This window comes from Thalassobaculum sp. (assembly GCF_040219215.1).
In the GTDB taxonomy this organism is placed as follows: Bacteria; Pseudomonadota; Alphaproteobacteria; order Thalassobaculales; family Thalassobaculaceae; genus Thalassobaculum_A.
In genome coordinates, this window is sequence record NZ_JAVJSX010000025.1 from 120,353 (window position 1) to 138,323 (window position 17,971).

Annotated in this window: 14 protein-coding genes and 1 pseudogene; 6 read left to right on the top strand and 9 right to left on the bottom strand. The window is 66.4% G+C overall.

Translation table 11 applies throughout. The features are described 5' to 3' along the window. Positions 1-53 precede the first annotated feature (53 nt). A complete protein-coding gene (gene metA, locus RIC54_RS18415) occupies positions 54-974 on the top strand; it encodes a homoserine O-acetyltransferase MetA (RefSeq protein WP_350096308.1) in 921 nt (306 codons plus the stop codon). 12 nt (positions 975-986) lie between these two features. Here metA and RIC54_RS18420 read toward each other — a convergent pair whose 3' ends face one another. From RIC54_RS18420 to RIC54_RS18430, 3 genes and pseudogenes are all read right to left on the bottom strand, one after another. Further along, a complete protein-coding gene (locus tag RIC54_RS18420; RefSeq protein WP_350096310.1) occupies positions 987-1,355 on the bottom strand; it encodes a thiol-disulfide oxidoreductase DCC family protein in 369 nt (122 codons plus the stop codon). A gap of 90 nt (positions 1,356-1,445) precedes the next feature. After that, a pseudogene (locus RIC54_RS18425) lies at positions 1,446-1,610 on the bottom strand (type II toxin-antitoxin system PemK/MazF family toxin); the annotation flags it as partial. 24 nt (positions 1,611-1,634) lie between these two features. After that, the gene (locus RIC54_RS18430; protein ID WP_350096312.1) at positions 1,635-2,966 is read right to left on the bottom strand and encodes a dihydroorotase; all 1,332 of its coding nucleotides are present in this window, start codon (positions 2,964-2,966) and stop codon (positions 1,635-1,637) included. Positions 2,967-3,114: 148 nt separating this feature from the next. Here RIC54_RS18430 and RIC54_RS18435 point away from each other — a divergent pair, with 148 nt between their 5' ends. Both RIC54_RS18435 and RIC54_RS18440 read left to right on the top strand, forming a co-directional pair. After that, complete coding sequence (locus RIC54_RS18435; RefSeq protein WP_350096314.1) at positions 3,115-4,278, top strand: DUF898 family protein; 1,164 nt, start codon at positions 3,115-3,117, stop codon at positions 4,276-4,278. Continuing rightward, the gene (locus RIC54_RS18440) at positions 4,268-5,353 is read left to right on the top strand and encodes a M48 family metallopeptidase (RefSeq protein ID WP_350096316.1); all 1,086 of its coding nucleotides are present in this window, start codon (positions 4,268-4,270) and stop codon (positions 5,351-5,353) included. The genes RIC54_RS18435 and RIC54_RS18440 overlap by 11 nt, the downstream gene beginning before the upstream one ends. A gap of 12 nt (positions 5,354-5,365) precedes the next feature. Here the strand turns inward: RIC54_RS18440 and RIC54_RS18445 are convergent, their stop codons facing one another. Further along, a complete protein-coding gene (locus RIC54_RS18445; RefSeq protein ID WP_350096318.1) occupies positions 5,366-5,929 on the bottom strand; it encodes a tetratricopeptide repeat protein in 564 nt (187 codons plus the stop codon). A gap of 114 nt (positions 5,930-6,043) precedes the next feature. Between RIC54_RS18445 and RIC54_RS18450 the strand changes: the two genes are divergently transcribed. The 3 genes from RIC54_RS18450 to RIC54_RS18460 all read left to right on the top strand — a co-directional run bounded on the left by RIC54_RS18450 (position 6,044) and on the right by RIC54_RS18460 (position 12,461). Continuing rightward, positions 6,044-7,204 (top strand): ABC transporter substrate-binding protein, encoded by a 1,161-nt coding sequence (locus RIC54_RS18450; protein ID WP_350096320.1) that lies wholly within the window; start codon positions 6,044-6,046, stop codon positions 7,202-7,204. Between the two features lie 83 nt (positions 7,205-7,287). Continuing rightward, the gene (locus RIC54_RS18455) at positions 7,288-9,915 is read left to right on the top strand and encodes a methyl-accepting chemotaxis protein (protein WP_350096322.1); all 2,628 of its coding nucleotides are present in this window, start codon (positions 7,288-7,290) and stop codon (positions 9,913-9,915) included. Positions 9,916-10,160: 245 nt separating this feature from the next. Then, positions 10,161-12,461 carry a hybrid sensor histidine kinase/response regulator gene (locus RIC54_RS18460; RefSeq protein ID WP_350096324.1) on the top strand — a complete coding sequence of 767 codons (2,301 nt, stop codon included), beginning with the start codon at positions 10,161-10,163 and terminating at the stop codon, positions 12,459-12,461. 25 nt (positions 12,462-12,486) lie between these two features. On the opposite strand, the gene glcF is transcribed toward RIC54_RS18460, so the two are convergent. The 5 genes from glcF to RIC54_RS18485 all read right to left on the bottom strand — a co-directional run bounded on the left by glcF (position 12,487) and on the right by RIC54_RS18485 (position 17,924). Next, on the bottom strand, positions 12,487-13,800 hold the full coding sequence (glcF, locus tag RIC54_RS18465; RefSeq protein WP_350096326.1) for a glycolate oxidase subunit GlcF: 1,314 nt from the start codon (positions 13,798-13,800) through the stop codon (positions 12,487-12,489). A 6-nt stretch (positions 13,801-13,806) separates the two neighbouring features. Continuing rightward, positions 13,807-15,021, bottom strand: coding sequence for an FAD-binding protein (locus tag RIC54_RS18470; protein ID WP_350096328.1), 1,215 nt, complete (start codon positions 15,019-15,021; stop codon positions 13,807-13,809). Between the two features lie 28 nt (positions 15,022-15,049). Beyond that, entirely contained in the window at positions 15,050-16,537 is a 1,488-nt protein-coding gene (locus RIC54_RS18475; RefSeq protein WP_350096330.1) for an FAD-linked oxidase C-terminal domain-containing protein, read from the bottom strand. A gap of 226 nt (positions 16,538-16,763) precedes the next feature. Continuing rightward, positions 16,764-16,889 carry a type B 50S ribosomal protein L36 gene (gene ykgO / locus RIC54_RS18480; RefSeq protein WP_007670608.1) on the bottom strand — a complete coding sequence of 42 codons (126 nt, stop codon included), beginning with the start codon at positions 16,887-16,889 and terminating at the stop codon, positions 16,764-16,766. 81 nt (positions 16,890-16,970) lie between these two features. Then, positions 16,971-17,924, bottom strand: coding sequence for a class I SAM-dependent methyltransferase (locus RIC54_RS18485; RefSeq protein ID WP_350096333.1), 954 nt, complete (start codon positions 17,922-17,924; stop codon positions 16,971-16,973). Between the last annotated feature and the right edge of the window lie 47 nt (positions 17,925-17,971).

Consider the following 17,971-nt stretch of genomic DNA (forward strand, 5'->3'; position numbering starts at 1 on the left):
CCATGTAACCGGATCGGCGGCGTGATCGACACGCCGCCGCGCGAGACAAGCCGATGCCGATCAAGATCCCTGACGACCTGCCCGCCCGCGCCACCCTGACCGCCGAGGGCGTCATGGTCATGGGCGAGGCCGACGCAATGCGTCAGGACATCCGGGCGATGCGGATCGGCCTGCTCAACCTGATGCCCAACAAGGTCAAGACCGAGACCCAGATTGCCCGCCTACTCGGCTCGACGCCGCTTCAGGTCGAACTGACCTTGGTCAAGATGACCAACCATGTGGCCCGCAACACGCCGAGCGAGCACATCATCTCGTTCTATCGCGCGTGGGAAGACATCCGCGACGAACGGTTCGACGGCTTCATCGTCACCGGCGCACCGATCGAGACACTGCCGTTCGAGGAAGTAACTTACTGGGACGAACTGCGCCGGATCTTCGACTGGACCCAGACCAACGTGCACAGCTGCTTCACCATCTGCTGGGGCGCCCAGGCGGCGGTCCATCACTTCCACGGGATGCCGAAGTATCCCCTGCCGGCGAAGGCGTTCGGGGTGTATCGCCATCGAAACCTGGCCCCAGCCTCGCCGTATCTGCGCGGGTTCTCCGACGACTTCTCGATCCCGGTGTCGCGCTGGACCGAAGTGCGGCGCGAGGACATCCCGGCCGACAGCGGGATGACCGTGCTGATGGACTCCGACGAGGCCGGTCTATGCCTGCTGGACGACCCGGTCCACCGGTCGCTGCACATGTTCAATCACGTCGAATACGACTCGAACTCGCTCAGCGACGAGTATTTCCGCGATGTCGCCGCGAACCAGGCGATCGCCCCACCGCGCAACTACTTCCCGAAAGACGACCCGACCCGCCAGCCCGAGAACCGCTGGCGCAGCCATGCCCACCTGCTGTTCGGCAATTGGATCAATGAGCTGTACCAGACCACGCCGTTCGACATCGCCGAGATCGGCAAGCGGTAGGCCGGCGAAGCGTTACCAGCGGCCATTCAGCCGGTTCCACCGGTACAGGATCGCGGCAAATCCGTTGTAGGACCACCGCAGCAGCGTTCGCACGACCGGCAGCCCGCTGATCCGCGCCAGTCCCCGCTGCCCGGGCGTCAGTGCCCACAGAGCCTCGAACGCCTCCACGCCGACGCGGGTCCGGCCATCGGCGTCGACCACGTGCAGTCTTTCCCGAACGAACTCCAGCTCACTGGCGATCTCGGCAGCGGCCGCGTTGTCGGCGTGAACGTCGATCCATTCGATGTCGACCGGGCAGGCATCGAGCTTGCCGCGCTGTCCGGCGATGCCGGCCGCGCATACCGGGCAGGCGCTGTTGTAGTAGACCTTGGTCTTCGCCATCGGGCTACCTCGCGCAGTGCCGGATCAGGTCGTCGATCTGGCCCTCGATGAAACAGTCAGGCCCAGGGAAACGATGACTGCCTGTTCGAGCTACAGGACATCTTCATCGTTCAACCGCCCGATCCTCCGACCGATCATCGACTTCGCGACGATCGCCACCGTGTCGACCATCAGGCTGTTCGGCTCGCGCAGCCCATTGCGCTCGCTTGGCCCGACGGGCAGTCGGAACAACGGCGCCTCTGTCGGATCGCTGGCGAACGCACAAACCTCCGCACGCCCCTACAGCGTCGACCAGAACCGCACCGGCTCGCCGACCGGAAGGCCCAGCACTTCATCGTCCTTCATTACCAGATGGCCACGCACCACCGTGGCGATCGGCCAGCCGGTGACGCGGGTGCCAGCAAACGGCGTCCAGCCGCACTTGCTGGCGATCCAGTCGTCGGTGATCTCGCGCTCGGCCTTCAGGTCGACCAGCGCCAGGTCGGCGTCCCAGCCCATGGCGATCCGGCCCTTGCCGGCGATGCCATAGATCCGGTGCGGTCCGTCGGAGGTCAGGTCGACCAATCGGGCCAGCGACAGCCGCCCCTTGCTCATGTGGTCGAGCAGCAGCGGCAGCACGGTCTGCACCCCGGGCATGCCGGACGGGCTGGACGGATAGGGGCGCTGCTTTTCTTCCAGGGTGTGCGGGGCGTGGTCGGAGCCAATGACGTCGATGGTGCCGTCGGCGATCGCCCGCCACAGCGCGTCGCGGTGCCGCTCCTCGCGTACCGGCGGGTTCATCTGCGCCTTGCTGCCGAGCCGCTCGTAGCACTCGGGGGCTGCCATCGTCAGGTGGTTCAGCGTGGTCTCGACGGTGGCCACGTCCTTGTGCTGTTCCAGGAATTCCAGTTCCTCGGCCGAGGTGATGTGCAGGACGTGCACGGGCCGGCCGGCCGTGGTGGCGAGGTTGACGATCCGCTTGGTGGCGCGCAGCGCCGCCTCCTCGTCGCGCCACACCGGGTGCGCGCGCGGATGCCCCGCTTCCTTTGCGATGTGCTGCCGCTCCTTCAACCGGTCCTCGTCCTCGGCGTGGACCGCGACGCGCCGGCGGCCGTTCGCCAGGATGCGGGCGAGCAGTTCGTCCTTGTCCGCCAGAAGCGAGCCGGTCGACGAGCCCATGAACACTTTCACCCCGGCGCAGCCCGGCAGGCGCTCCAGTTCGGCAAGGTCGGCGACATTGTCCTCCGAGCCGCCAACGAAATACGCATGATCGCACCATGCCCGCCCCGCCGAGCGGGCAAGCTTGTCTTCCAGATCCGCCTTGCCGAGGGTCAGCGGCGAGGTGTTCGGCATCTCGAAGAACGCGGTGACACCGCCCATCACCGCCGCCTTGCTGCCGTGGGCGATGTCTTCCTTGTGCTCCATCCCCGGTTCGCGGAAATGCACCTGGGTGTCGATCACCCCCGGCAGCACATGCAAGCCGGTCGCATCCAACGTCGCTGCCGCCGCGGCTCCGCCAAGATTGCCGAGCGCAGCGATCTTTCCGCTCCGGATGCCGATGTCGACGGCCGCCGGCCCGGACGGCGTGACCACCGTTCCATCGCGTACCACGAGATCGAATCGCTCGGCCATCATTCCACTCCACTCGCGTTCAGGACGCCGGCAGCATAGCCGCACCGTCACCGGGAGCAACGGTCGGAAATCGCCGTCGCGATACGGTTGTAGGGAACGCCACAACGGATACTCTGCCGGACGAAGGCATCTTGGGGCATGGGGCGGAATGACGGAACAGGCAGCGAACGCAGACGGCGTGCCGCAACCGAAGGGCATCCGCCCATGGTCGGCCAGTCATGTTCTGAAGCCACCACCGCGGGTGGACTATGAACCGGCGGGTTACGTCCGATTGCTCAAGCTGCACGTGGTCAACACGCTGCTGACCGTCGTCACGTTGTCGATCTGGCGGTTTTGGGCGATCACCCGGATGCGACGACTGCTGTGGGCGCATATCCGGTTCGACGGCCAGCCGTTGGAGTACACCGGGACCGGCGTCGAGATCTTCGTCGGCTTCCTGAAGGTCGTGCTGCTGATCCTGCTTCCGGCCGCGCTGGTCGTCACCGGCGTGCAGGTCTTCCTGCTGGGATCGGCGCCACACGCCGCGCGCATCCTCGACCCGCTCTATGTCCTCGGCCTGCTTTGGCTGGTCGCGCTGGGCAAGTATCTAGGGCTGCGCTACCGGACCTCGCGGACCCGGTGGCGTGGCATTCGCGGCCGTCTGGCCGGAACGGTGGCGCCCTATCTGTGGCTCACGCTATGGACCGCGGCACTGACCGTTCTGACACTCGGGCTGTTCAAGCCTTGGATGGATGCCAAGCGAATCCGCTATGCGCTGCACGGCGCTCGCGCCGGCAGCCTGCCGGTTACATGCCAGGTCAGCGGCGGCAACCTGTTCTGGTCGTGGCTGGTGGCCATGCTGCTCTGGCCGTTCTCATTCGGGCTGTCGTACTTCTGGTACAAGGCACGGGTCTACCGGTTGGTCGCCGACCGGACCGTCGCCGGGCCAATCCGGTTCGGTTTCACCGCGTCGGGCTGGTCGCATGCCTGGCTCACGCTCAGCAACATGGCACTGCTGTTTGGCCCGGGAATGTTGATCGCGTTGTCGCTGACCCCCGCGATACTCGGTACGCTCGCGAACATCGGTCACATCGGTGCTCAGGCGGACTCGACGAGTCTCTACTGGGCATTGACCGTCGCCGCCCTTCCAACCTACGTCGCCATCGCGGCCTGCTATCTCCTTTTCATGCCGATCGTCTGGGAGCGCCGGATCCGCTTCGTCTGCCGACACTTGGTGGTGCTCGGCGCGATCGATCTGGCAGCGCTGCGCCAGGCGGCCGACGACCGCACGACAGCCGGCGAGGGTCTGGTGGGCGATTTCGATGCCTTCTAGCGGGGAGGCCGCGTCAGCCGGTGCGCGTCCGGCAACGCTGTTCGACGGCGTCAATGCGCTGGACCATGCTGTGCTGGTCACGCTGTCGGGCGGCCGCATCGTCATCACCCCCGTCGACACCGCGAGCCCGCCATACTGCCCCCTCATCTGGCCGTTGAAGGACAGCTATGTGGTGACCGACAGCCGCCGCGACGGTTTGACCGTTAGCACCCGGTCGGTTCCGGACGCGCGACTGGTGATCGACGATCGCTCCCTGAGCGCCAGCCTGCTGCCCCGGCTCAATCGGACCGCCGGCCGATCAGATGCGCGCCGGTCGGCGGTACGCTGGGCGGTTGCCTTGGGGGCAGCGGTGGTGCTCATCGTCGCGACAGCGGGCCTGGCATCCCGCCATGCGGCACAGCTGTTTCCGGCAGGGTGGGGCGGCGGCCTGTCCGACGGCATGGTGTCCCAGCTGTCCGTCGTTCATCCGGTGTGCACCGGTTCCGCCGGGGTGGCCGCATTGGACAAGCTCGCCACCGGCATGACCGATACGCTCGGCCAGCCGGCGCCGAAGATCTCGACGGTGCGGTGGGACCTGGTGAACGCCTTCGCGCTGCCCGGCGGCCGGGTCGTGCTGACGTCGGGGCTGATCGCGGCGAGCGACCGGCCCGAAGCGCTTGCCGCCGTGATGGCCCACGAGATCGGTCACGCGGTGCGTCGTGACCCGCTTGCCCGGATGCTGCGTGGCCGGCTGGTCGACGTCGCTCTGGCTGCCGTCTTCGGAGTGTCACTCGACGCCCGCACTGCCGAGGCCGCCGTCGGCTTCCTGCTGGACAGCAGCTACACCCGGGACCAGGAAGCGGGCGCCGACGCCGTCGCGCTGCGCCTGCTGAACGACCGCGACATCAATCCCGAGCCGGGCGCGAAGTTCTTCGACACATTGGCGGCGCAGGAAACCGGACTCGCCGCCGTCGCTCTGTTCAGTACCCATCCGCAGTCGAAAGAGCGTGCCGAGACGTTGCGCCGCCACGGTACCGGAACCGGTCCGGGCCTGGCATCCGGCGACTGGCTGGCCGTCCAATCGATGTGCAAGTAGCGCCGACCGCGATCACAATGGCCGGCCGCGCACCTGTTCACGCAGCGCCTTGATGTTCTCGGGGTCGACGATGAACGGATGGATCACCAGCGCCGCTTCGAACGCCTGCAGGGCGTCCGCCGGCCGGTCCAGCGCCAGACGTACCAGCCCCAGGCCCGACAGCGCGCCGAAATGGCGGGGCTCCAACGCCAAGGTCCGTTGGATATCGGCGATCGAACCCTCGTAGTCACCCAGGATGTAGCGGATCGTCGCGCGCTTGTTCCATCCCTCGGCGAACTCCGGGGCTTTGACCACTATGGCATCGAATGCCCGCAGAGCGTCGGTGAGTTGGCTGAGCGCCATGGCCGACAATCCGCGGCGGAGAGTGTCGGTGACATCGGGAGCCGCCGGGGGCTCCAGCCAGATGCCCCAGATCTGGCTTTCAAGGCGAGCGGCGACCGGCTTGGTGTCCGCTTCGGCGAGCCTGGAGAACAGTGCTGGGAGCCGGCCATCTTTCTGATCGGCCCGCAAATCAGAACAAATTAAAGCAACAGTGAATACAATTGTAAATATTGACAGTGAAAGCCGCGCCGCCATCGCCCCTCTCCCAACGATTGATGCCGAGACAGACAAGCCATCATTCGGCAACGGAACTTTAACCTTTTGCCCGTCAATCTCGCACCGTGCATCAGGCACTGGGAGGAAGATAACATGACGGTTACAACTCTGCTTCACCGCACCGCGTTCGCCGCGACCATGTGCCTGGTCGCCGGCGCCGCCGCAGCCCAGACACCTGGCGTCTCCGGCGACAAGATCGTCTTTGGCCAGACGGCAGCCTTCGAAGGACCGGCCGCGGCCCTCGGCAACAACATGAAACTCGGCATCGACGCTGCGTTCGGCGAAGCCAACGCCGCCGGCGGAGTGAACGGACGCATGCTCTCGGTGGTTCGCTACGACGACAGCTACGAGCCCGACAAATCGGTCGCCAACACCCGCAAGCTGATCGACGAGGACAAGGTCTTCTCGCTGATCGGCCCGGTCGGAACGCCGACAACCCTGGTGACCCAGCCTGTTGCGACGGCCGCTGGCGTCCCGTTCATCGGTCCGTTCACCGGCGCCGGGTTCCTGCGCAAGCCGGAGAACTCGAACGTCATCAACGTTCGCGCCACCTACGACCAGGAGACCGAAACCTGGATCGAGTTCCTGACCACCCAGAAGAAGGCTCAGAAGATCGCCATCCTTTACCAGGATGACGGCTTCGGGCGCGTCGGACTTGCCGGGGTTCAGAAGGCCCTGGACAAGCGTGGCATGAAGCTGGTGGCCGAGGGCACCTACGCCCGCAACACCACGGCGGTCAAAGCCGCCCTTCTCGACATCCGCAAGGCCGATCCGGACGCGGTGGTCATGGTCGGTGCCTACAAGCCGATCGCCGAGTTCGTGAAACTGGCCCGCAAGCTGAAGATGGACCCGACGTTCATCACGATCTCGTTCGTCGGATCCGAGGCGCTCGCGGCTGAACTTGGCCCCGACGGCGCTGGCGTGATCATCAGCCAGGTCGTGCCGTTCCCCTTCGACGCCTCGGTTCCGGTGGTCGCCAGCTATCAGAAGGCGCTCGCCGCCACTGACGCCAACGCCAAGCCGGGCTTCGGATCGCTCGAGGGCTACATGGTCGGTCGTCTGACCGTCGAAGCTCTGAAGATCGCCGGTGCCGACGTCACCCGCGAAAGCCTCTTGAAGGCGATCTACGGTACGGGCACCTTCGATCTGGGCGGCGCAGTGCTGAAATACGGCCCCGGCGACAACCAAGGCATGGAAGAGGTCTACCTGACCGAGATCCAGGCCGATGGTAGCTTCAAGCCGGTCGGCAACTAAGCGACACACGACCGTGACGGCTCCGGGCTCGCACAAGCCGGAGCCGTCACCAACAAAGCAAGCATCAGGCGGGAGGAATGGATATGAGCGTCATCGAACCGAGCGCCGGCGTCGAGGAGTCCGGACGCCGGACCGGATTCGGGATCGGCGCCCGCCTCTATGCCGCGTTCGGCGCCACAACGGCCCTGACAGTCATCGCCGTCGGTGTCGCCTGGGTCGCGTTCGAGAACGTCCGCGGAACCATGGATGACGTCGCCAACCGAGCTCTTCCGGTCCTGACCGCAAGCCTGCAGCTGGCGGCGCAGTCCGCAACAGCGGCTGCAGTCGCTCCGAACATCATCTCGGCCCCGACTGAATCCGCCCGCGACGCCGCGCGCGCAGCGATGAAATCCAACCTCGCGTCCGTGGATGAGGGAACCGAGACGCTGGCACGCTTCGACGCCGCCACCGGCGAGGCCATTCGACCGCTTGCACAGGGCCTTCGCGATCAGTTGGCCGCCCTCGACGACGCGGTGAAGCGCCGGCAGATCGCCCGCAGCGGACTGGCAACGGCCGTGCAACAGGTCCTCGACGTCCACAAGTCGTTTCTCGGTGACATCCGGCCGTTGGTCGACGACGCGACCTTCAACCTGGTGATCGCCAGCGAGGACACCACCAGCGAAGTGAGCGACAAGATCGACAGCCTTGTGCAGAAGGAAGTCGCCGCCCTGCAGGCCGCGCTGACCCTGTCAGGGGAAGGTCAGCGCCTGCTGGGAATCATGGCGCGCTCGGCGCGCATCGAAACCGTCGAGACCCTGGCGGATGAAGAAGCGCTGTTCGGTCGGGCGGCGATCGACATGCAGAAGACCATCGCCTCCTTGCCGCAGAGTCCGGAGGGTGAAACCCTTGCGACCCTTGCCAAGAAGCTCATGAGCTATGGGTTTGGCGAGTGGTCGGTCTTTGCGATCCGTACCGGCGAGTTGACGTGGGTCGACCTGACGCCCGAGCAGTATGACGCGGTTCAGGCGCATCGCAAAACCTTCGACGGCGAGATCGTGGAGATCGCACGGGCGTTCGATGATGCGGTCAAGCCGGTGGTCGATGCCGCCCGGATCGCGCTGATCGGCGGCAGCAGCGATCTGTCCGCCAACCTGGAAGAGCGGATCTCGACGCTGATCGACAAGGACGTCACCAACCTGCGGCAGATGCTGGAGACGTTGGCTGAAGCGAACATGGTGATCGGCCTGATGAGCACGGCGGCCAGCGCACCCGACATCGATCGGCTGTCCGTGCTGGAGAACACGTTCGTGGCTTCCGGCCAGACGCTTGATACCCTGGCAACGGCAATGGAGGCCGGCGACGGCATGGCCGACATCGCGGCCAAGGTGCGGGCACTGATTGCCGCAGGCCAGGGCGATGACAGCGTCTTTCAGCGCCGCCGCGGCGTGCTTGCTGAGGAGCAGGCTGCCAGTGACGCGCTGACCGAGGTGCAAACCTTGACCCGTCAGTTCGACACGGTCGTCAACCAGCAGGTAGCCCAGGCTCTCGAAGCTGCACAGCGCGACTCCGGAGCGGCCTTCGTCGCCATCGACCGCAGCGAGTACATGCTGTTCGCGATCGCCGGTGCCGGTGTCGCAATCGGCATCCTGATCGGCTGGATCGTGGTCAACCGGCAGGTTGTCCGTCGACTGATGTCCCTCGCCGAGACGATGCGGGTGATTGCCGGCGGCAACCACAACACCGAGGTCGACGCCCAGGGCAACGACGAAATCACCGAGATGGCGCGAGCCGTCGAGGTGTTCCGCAACAACGCCATCGAGATGGAGAAGCTGCGCGAAGACCAGGTGGCGGCGGAACGTAAGGCGTCCGAGGAACGGCACAACCAGCGCATCCAGCTCGCCGATTCCTTCGAAAGCCGGGTGAAGGGCATCGTCGACCGCCTCGGCACCGCGGCCCGCGAGATGACCACCAACGCCCAGGCGATGACCGGCGGTGCCGCCGACGTTCGCGACCAGTCGATCAACGGTGCATCGGTCGCTCAGGAGACCTCCGCCAACGTCCAGACCGTGGCTTCGGCCGCCGAGGAGCTGTCAGCGTCGATCCGGGAGATCTCAAGCAAGATCAGCCAGTCGTCGTCCCGGGCCCGCGAAGCGGCGGATCAGGCGGAAACCACCAACCAGCGCGTCGAAAGCCTGGAGCAGGCCGCCCGCCGGATCGACACGGTGGTCACGCTTATTCAGGACATCGCGGAACAGACCAACCTGCTGGCGCTGAACGCCACCATCGAAGCGGCTCGCGCCGGTGAAGCCGGCAAGGGCTTCGCGGTCGTGGCCGGCGAGGTGAAGTCGCTGGCCGGGCAGACCGCCAGGGCAACCGACGAAATCACCCAGCAGATCAAGGAGGTGCAGGACGGCGTCGCCTCGGCTGTGGTGGCGATCCGCGAGGTCGCCGGTGCCATCCGCGAGATCGACGGCTACGTCACGGCCATCGCCGGCGCGGTCGAAGAACAGGATGCCTCGACCCAGGAGATCGCCCGATCGAGCCAAGACGCGGCGGAAGGCACCAACGAAGTGACACGGACCATCGAGGGCGTGTCGGCGGTCGCCAACGATACCGGTGTCCAGGCGGAGGCCGTGCTGGCCGCCGCCGAAGCCCTGGCCGGTGACGCGGATCTACTCGACAAGGAGGTCACCGGCTTCCTCGACCAGGTGCGAGGCCGGTCGTCCAGCTAGACTTCCGTCAGCAGCACGCGTTTCGGTTCCCCCCTCGGAACGGCAATCGACAGGGACGTCTGCACCAGTTCACGCTGTCTGTACGCATTGTACGTGCCGGTTCCGGCTGGCCGGACCGGAACATGACCTCATTGACCCTTGATCTGACGAAGTTCGACTGAATAAGCTTTGCTCTATGGCGAATAGGTATCGGAAAATCACTCTCCGACATCGACAGCGCAGCTACGCCAGTGCACGAGGGCATCGTGAAAGTGTTCAATTCCGGCCGAAGCGGGTTTCCGGTACGGCCGGTATTGAGCGTGATGGTATTTCTCGGCGTTCTGCCGCCACTGTTGTTTGCGATCATCGCTCTTCTGAACTATGCGAACAGCGCACGCGACGAGGCCGCTCACAGGCTGATGAGCAACGCCAAGGGGGTGGCGCGGGCAATCGACAAGGAGTTCGAGGTCGCGATTGCCGCCCTTACCGCGCTGAAGAGTTCATCACTGCTCGAACAGGGAGATCTCGTCGCGTTCGAGCACAGGCTGCGCAACACCAGGCTGACAAAGGGGCGCGGCTTTGTTCTGCTGGACGAACCGGGCAACCCGGTCATCAACGCCAGCGAACTGTCTGCCACCGACATCCAGCACGTCCGGTCGCAACGAACTGGAACAGACCAGGACGTCTCCATTTCGAACGTCATCAACACGGATGGCGGCTATGCGCCCTTCGTGTTCATTGCGATTCCGGTTTCGCGTCCTGATGGCACCGGTCGCTGGATGCTCGGCACTTTTCTCGACAGCGGTGACTTCGCCGATGTGGTCAGCGAACCGGGAGTACCGGACGATTGGATCGTTTCGATCGTCGATCGCGACGGCACGCACATCCGGCGCTCGCACCTGAACACCGAATACACCGGTCGACCGCTTGTGCCTGAGTTGGTTCGGCACATCGAGAACCGCGGAACCGGTACCCTGCTGACCGTTTCGCATGAAGGCATCGATCTCATATCGACCGTCGCCTACGCAAGGACCAGCGGCTGGGCGGCGGCCGTCGGCCTGCCGCTGGCGAAGCTTGAAGCACCTCTGTGGCAGTCACTTCGAACCCTGGCCTTCATCGGTGCGGCGCTGGTCGTCACCGCCCTGGTTCTGGCGTTCTGGGTCGCCGGCACCCTTGCCCGGGCGTTCAGCGCCCTGAAGCGATCGGCCGAGACGCTCGGTCGCGACGAGATCGTCGAGCCGAGCGTGTCGTTGATCCAGGAAGCGAATGCCGTCATCGCGACGATGGCCGATGTGTCTCATCAACTGGCGCAGCGCCGCGAGCAGCTGACCGCCTTGAAAGACTCGCTGGAGGTCCAGGTCAGCGAGCGCACGGCCGAACTGGTTCAGCAGATGGCGATCCGCGAGGAGAAGGAGACGCAACTCCGTCAACTGTACAAAATGGACGCGATCGGCAAACTCACCGGCGGCATCGCGCACGACTTCAACAACATGCTCGCGGTCGTGATGAGCGGCCTGAACCTCGCCAAGCGCCGGCTTGACCGGGGCGACACCGATGTCCAGAAGTTCCTCGACGGCTCGTTGAAAGGTGCCGAGAACGCGGCGTCGCTGACGCAGCGCTTGCTGGCGTTCTCCCGGCAACAGGCGTTGAGTCCCGAATCGGTGGACTGCAGCAAGCTGATCACGAACACCGCCAGCATGCTGCGGCGGACCCTGCCGGAAAACATCGAGATCGAGACCGTGCTGGGCGGCGGGCTCTGGCGCAGCTACGCCGATGTGCCGGGGTTGGAAAACGCCATCCTGAACCTCGCCCTCAACGCGCGCGACGCCATGCCGAGCGGCGGCAAGTTGACGATCGAGACCAGCAACACCCACCTGGACGATGCCTACGCGTCAGACCATGCCGACGTTACGGCCGGCCAGTATGTGATGATCGCAGTGACCGACACCGGGATCGGCATCCCGCCCGACATCCTGTCGGAGGTCTACGAGCCGTTCTTCACGACCAAGGCGCCCGGCGAAGGCACCGGGCTGGGCCTCAGCCAGGTGCACGGCTTCATCAAGCAGTCGAACGGGCACATCAAGATCTACAGCGAGGTCGGTCGCGGCACGACCGTGAAGCTCTACCTTCCGCGCGAAATGACGCAAGCGACGCCAGCCTATGCACCCACGCGCGCAGGCGCCCGCGTGCCCAAGTCGCAGAGCAACGAAGCCGTCCTCGTTGTCGAGGACGATCCCGATGTCCGGGCGGCCGCCGTCGCGATGCTGCGTGAGCTGGACTACTCCGTGCTTGAGGCCAGCAGCGGCGACGCGGCCCTGGAGATTCTCGACGCCCACCCGGAAATTGCGTTGCTGATGACCGATGTCGTCATGCCGGGCATGGACGGCCGGCAACTGGCGACGGCGGCGACCGAGCGCCGGCCCGACCTGCGTGTGCTGTTCACCACCGGCTACACCCGCAACGCCATCGTGCACCACGGCGTCCTCGATCCGGACGTCAGCATGATCGGGAAGCCGTATACCCTGGAAGCCCTGTCGCAGAAGGTATCCGAAGTCCTGTCGTCCTGACCGGCCGGACGGCCGAACGGCATGATCAGTGCGCTTGCAGGGCTTCGGGTCGCGGCCCGCCCGTCGCCCAGTCCAGCAATTGGACCGTATGCACCACCGGGATCGCGGTGCCGCCGCCGATCTGGGTCATGCAGCCGATGTTGCCGGTGGCGATGACGTCGGGCTTCGTGCCCTCGATGTTGCGCACCTTGCGGTCGCGCAGCCGTCGGGCGATCGAGGGTTGCAGCAGGTTGTAGGTCCCCGCCGACCCGCAGCACAGATGGCCTTCCGGCACGCCCTTCACCGTGAACCCGGCTGCCGTCAGCAGCGCCTGCGGCACGGTCTTGATCTTCTGGCCGTGCTGCATCGAGCAGGCCGAATGGTAGGCAACGGTAAGCCCCGACGCCACGCTGGGCGCCGGCATCCCCAAGCCATCGAGGAACTCGGTCACGTCCTTGGTAAGTTCCGCGATCCGCGCCGCCTTGCCGGCGTATTGCGGGTCCTCGCGCAGCATGAAGCCGTAGTCCTTCACGGTGGTGCCGCAGCCCGACGCGTTGATCACGATGGCGTCGATCCCCTCGCCCCCCATCTCGGCCAACTCCGCGGTCCAGGCGTCGACGTTGTTCTTCACCGAGGCAAGCGCGTCGCGCTCGCGGCCCATGTGGTGGGTCAGCGACCCGCAGCAGCCGGCGGCCGGCGGCACGACCACCTCGACGCCGAGACGGGTCAGCAGGCGAATCGTGGAATCGTTGATCGCCGGGTCCAGCACCCGCTGGGCGCAGCCCGCCAGCAGGGCGACACGGGCGCGCCGCGCGCCCTCTGCCGGGAACACCCCCGGCCGATCCAGGGTGGACCGCGCAGGCACGGTCTTCGGCGCCAGTTCCAGCATTGCCCGCAGCCGGCCACCGAACAACTCGCCGGCCAACGGCGCCAGCGGCCGCACCAGCCTTGCCCCGGACAGCGCCCAACGGAACAGTCCCGGCCGCGGCAGCAGATTGGCCAGCAGCGCCCGCAACGCCCGGTCCAGGAACGGCCGGGTGTAGGTCCGCTCGATATGGGCGCGGGCGTGGTCGACCAGGTGCATGTAGTGCACGCCGGACGGACAGGTGGTCATGCACGACAGGCAGGACAGGCAGCGGTCGATGTGCTTGACCTCCTGCTCGCCGGCGTCACGGTCGTTCTCCAGCATGTCCTTGATCAGGTAGATCCGGCCGCGCGGGCTGTCGAGCTCGTCGCCGAGCAGCGCGTAGGTCGGGCAGGTCGCGGTGCAGAACCCGCAATGCACGCAGCTGCGCAGGATCTGGTTGGCGACCGCGATGTCCGGGTCGGCAAGCTGGGCCAGGGTGAAGTTGGTCTGCATCGTCCCCTATCCCCCCGCCGTCATCCGGCCGGGATTCAGCACCCCCAGCGGATCGAAGCTGTTCTTGATGCGCGCGTTCAGCGCGGCGAGGCCGGTGGCCTGCGGCTGGAAGACCGGCACCGCCGCCCGGACGGCCTCGTCGGCACGGACCAGGGTGGCGTGGCCCGAAGCGGTCCCGGCGACCGCGCCGCGCACGATCGACGCGTGGGCGTCCGGCTCCGCCGGCACCGCCAGCCAGATCAACCCGCCGGCCCAGTCGTAGTAGTACTCCACGCCCTCGACCGCCGAGCGGATCGCCAGCACCACCGACGGACCAGCCATCGGCGGTACCGACAGCCGCCACACCGGCCGGTCCAGCGGTGCCGTCAACGGTTCGACGTCGCGGACCGCGCGCCACAGATCGCGGCTGAGGTAGCCGTCGACCGCGCCCATGGTGCCGCCGAAGCCCGCCAGTTCACCCTCCAGCGCCTCGGCGCGGGCGGCGACCGACGGGCCGAAGCCTTCGAGCCGGATGCAGGTGGCCGGCCCGGCGATATCGCCGGCACCGATCCCGATCGGCAGGTGGGCGGCCGACGACACCTCGTGCGGCGAGCCCAAAGCCGCACTCATCAACCGAACAGCTGCATCGTCGTCCAGCCCGTGGATCACCAGGGTGGTCTCGACCTCCGGCGCCGGCAGCACCTTGAAGGTCAGGTCGGTCAGGGCGGCCAACGTGCCCCAGGACCCGCATACGATCTTCGACAGATCGTAGCCGGTGACGTTTTTCACGACCCGACCTCCGGACTTCACGGTCTCGCCGCGCCCGGTGACCGCGGTGAAGCCCAGCAGGTGGTCTCGCGCCGCTCCGGCCTTGATGCGGCGCGGACCGGCGAGGTTCGCCGCAAACACCCCCCCGATCGAGCCCTGTCCCGCCTCGCCGCCGAGCAGCGGGCCCAGGTCCATCGGCTCGAACGCCAGCATCTGCCGGCTCTCGGCCAGCATCGACTCGATCTCGGCGACCGGCGTGCCGGGCCCGGCCTGGCAGATCAGCTCCTCCGGCTCGTACAGCCCGACGCCGGACAGCGCCGACAGGTCGAGGGTGTGCGCCACCTGCACCGGGCGGCCGACGTCACGCTTGCTGCCGCGCGATATCAACTCCAGCGGCGTCTCGGCCGACACCGCCCAGGCGATTGCATCCTGAACCTGGGCCCCGGTGTCCGGCCGGAAGTTGTCGGTGGTCATCGTGTGTGCTGTCCCTTCGCCGTGGTCATCAGAACCGGGGCAGGTCCGGGAACGGCAACTGGCCGCGCTGGATGTGCATGCGGCCGAGTTCGGCACAGCGGTGCAGGGTCGGAAACACTTTGCCGGGGTTCAGCAGGCCGTCGGGGTCCCAGGCGCACTTCAGGCGCTGCTGCTGGGCCAGGTCGATCTCGCTGAACATGGTACCCATCAGATCGCGCTTCTCCACGCCCACCCCATGCTCGCCGGTCAGCACGCCGCCGAGTTCGACGCAGGCCCGCAGGATGTCGGAGCCGAACGCCTCGGCCTTCTCCAGTTCGCCCGGTTCGTTGGCATCGAACAGGATCAGCGGGTGCAGGTTGCCGTCGCCGGCGTGGAACACATTGGCCACCCGCAAGCCGTACTGCTCGCTCATCCGGGCCATGCGCGACAGGATTTCGGGCAACTGCCGGCGCGGGATGGTGCCGTCCATGCAATAATAGTCCGGCGAGATCCGCCCGACTGCCGGGAACGCCGCCTTGCGGCCGGCCCAGAACGCGTTGCGCTCGTCCTCGTTCTGCGAGATCCGCAACGAGGTGGCGCCATGGGCCTCGGCGATTGCCCGCACCCGTTCGATCAGGAAGTCGACCTCCACCTCCGGCCCGTCCAGTTCCACGATCAGCAGCGCCCCGGCGTCGCGCGGGTAGCCGGCGTGCACGAAATCCTCCGCCGCGTTGATCGCCAGCCCGTCCATCATCTCCATGCCGCCCGGGATGATTCCGGCACCGACGACGGCAGCGACACAGGCGCCGGCCTCCTCGCTGCTGCCGAAGCCGACCAGGAGCGCGCGCGCGGTCGCCGGCTTTCGCAGGATCCGCACCGTGACCTCGGTCACCACCGCCAGCAGGCCCTCCGAGCCCGTCAGCAGGCCCAGCAGATCGTAGCCCTCCGAGTCCAGGTGCTTGCCGCCGAGCCGCAGGATCTCGCCGTCGATCGTGACCAGTTCGACCCCAAGCACGTTGTTGGTCGTCAGGCCGTATTTCAGGCAGTGCACGCCGCCGGAGTTCTCGGCCACGTTGCCGCCGATCGAGCACGCGATCTGCGACGACGGGTCGGGCGCGTAGTAGAAGCCGCGATCCTGCACCGCGTGGGTGATGCCCAGGTTGGTAACGCCGGGCTGCGCCGTCACAGTGCGGTTGGCGTAGTCGATGTCGAGGATTCGGTTGAACTTGCCGAGGCCGAGCAGGACGCCGTCGGCCAGCGGCAGCGCGCCACCCGAGAGCGACGTCCCCGATCCGCGCGGCACAACCTTGATGCCGTTGGCCTGGCAGTACTTCAGGATGGCCGCAACCTGCGCCGTGGTCTCGGGCAGCACCACAACCATCGGCAGCTGTCGGTACGCGGTCAGGCCGTCGGATTCGTAGGGCCGCATCTCGCGGTCGTCGGCGATGACGCCCTCGCCTGGCACGATCGCCCGCAGGGCGGCAACGATCTCGCCGCGCCGCGCCAGCACCGCGCCGTCAGGTTCGGGCATCTTCATCGACGATCTCCCAAGCTCGTCCGGTCCAGCGGATCCACGGCACCGATCACGGCGCCGGGCGCCACCTTGCCTGACCAGCCCGGCATTTCAAGCCACAGGGCCGTGTGGGGATTCGTTCCACACTGCGTTGAACACACGAAAGGCGGCGCGACGTTGCCGTCGGCCGCCTGTTCCCGCAAGCCCGCAGAACGAAGTCGGTCGCGCAGGGAGAACCCCGCGCCCGCCGTCAGCCCTGGCGTGCCTTAAAGCGAGGATTGGTCTTGTTGATAACGAAGACGCGCCCCTTGCGGCGGATGATGCGGCAATCCTTGTGCCGCTTCTTCAACGTCTTCAGAGAGTTGGCCACGCGCATCGGAAGTCCCCGGTGTCTCGAAGAGCGCGGAAGCTACTCAGGTCGGGAGGCGGTGTCAACACCGCTCAACCACCGGGCTGCCTACGATGCTTTCGCCTCGGGTTTGAGGACGAAAAACCGATACAACGCCAGCTCACCGCTCTCCAGCAGCGCAGCGCGGCGGGCCCAACGCTCAGCCTCGGCCATCAGTGCCACGCGATGCGCCGGGTCGTCGGCGACCGAGCCCTTGCCATCCAGGCCTGCGACGAAACGGGCGAAGTGATCGCGAATATGCCCGCGATGCTCGTCGGACCGCTCCTCCAGCACCCGGACGTCAAATCCCAGCGCGGTGAACGCCTTCTCATACTCCTGCTTGGACCAAGGCTTGTAGGTCAGGTCTTCCGATTCCAGCCAAGCCTGCACCCGATCGGACACCTTTCCGTCGGCCGGCAGCACGTAGTCGGTAATGACCAACTGCCCCCAGTCCTTCAGGACAGCGTGAATCTCCTTCAACAGCGCCGCGCGGTCGCGAACCCCGAACATCGCTTCGCGGGACACCACGCAGTCGAAGCTCTTGGGGCGAAGGCTGAAGCTGTCGGGAGAGAATCCGCGCACCGTCACCTGATCGCCGCCCTTGAGCGTGGACACGACAGTCGGCGCCAGTTCCGCCAGTTCCGGGTCCATCTCGTAGCCGGTGATCCACACACCGAATCGCTGGACGATCGCGGTCGCGCCGCCGCCAAGCCCGGCGGACAGATCCAGCACCGAATGCACGGGCGTCAGCCCGAACGGCTTGACCATCGCCACCGCGTGTTCGGGACCACCAGGGATCGTAAATCCTGGCCCGAACAACCGCTGCAGAATGTCGGTTCGGGCCTGCGCATGATCCACCATCGACAGCGTCGGCATCGGTGGAATCAGCCCTTCCATCGACATCGACGAGCGCGGAGCCTCCGAATTGGCCCGCCAGGCATAGTATTCGGCCGCGTCGTAGCCACGCCACCACGCCGCGAGGCGGTGTCGCCAAGGAATCGATGGGGAGTCGCTTCCTTCCATGGCCACTACCCTAGCGCGATTTGGTGAACAAGAAGTTGATGATCATC

Coding starts and splice junctions, on each gene's coding strand:
- metA (WP_350096308.1), top strand. CDS start 54: ATGCCGATCAAGATCCCTGACGACCTGCCCGCCCGCGCCACCCTGACC.
- RIC54_RS18420 (WP_350096310.1), bottom strand. CDS start 1,355: ATGGCGAAGACCAAGGTCTACTACAACAGCGCCTGCCCGGTATGCGCG.
- RIC54_RS18430 (WP_350096312.1), bottom strand. CDS start 2,966: ATGGCCGAGCGATTCGATCTCGTGGTACGCGATGGAACGGTGGTCACG.
- RIC54_RS18435 (WP_350096314.1), top strand. CDS start 3,115: ATGACGGAACAGGCAGCGAACGCAGACGGCGTGCCGCAACCGAAGGGC.
- RIC54_RS18440 (WP_350096316.1), top strand. CDS start 4,268: ATGCCTTCTAGCGGGGAGGCCGCGTCAGCCGGTGCGCGTCCGGCAACG.
- RIC54_RS18445 (WP_350096318.1), bottom strand. CDS start 5,929: ATGGCGGCGCGGCTTTCACTGTCAATATTTACAATTGTATTCACTGTT.
- RIC54_RS18450 (WP_350096320.1), top strand. CDS start 6,044: ATGACGGTTACAACTCTGCTTCACCGCACCGCGTTCGCCGCGACCATG.
- RIC54_RS18455 (WP_350096322.1), top strand. CDS start 7,288: ATGAGCGTCATCGAACCGAGCGCCGGCGTCGAGGAGTCCGGACGCCGG.
- glcF (WP_350096326.1), bottom strand. CDS start 13,800: ATGCAGACCAACTTCACCCTGGCCCAGCTTGCCGACCCGGACATCGCG.
- RIC54_RS18470 (WP_350096328.1), bottom strand. CDS start 15,021: ATGACCACCGACAACTTCCGGCCGGACACCGGGGCCCAGGTTCAGGAT.
- RIC54_RS18475 (WP_350096330.1), bottom strand. CDS start 16,537: ATGAAGATGCCCGAACCTGACGGCGCGGTGCTGGCGCGGCGCGGCGAG.
- ykgO (WP_007670608.1), bottom strand. CDS start 16,889: ATGCGCGTGGCCAACTCTCTGAAGACGTTGAAGAAGCGGCACAAGGAT.
- RIC54_RS18485 (WP_350096333.1), bottom strand. CDS start 17,924: ATGGAAGGAAGCGACTCCCCATCGATTCCTTGGCGACACCGCCTCGCG.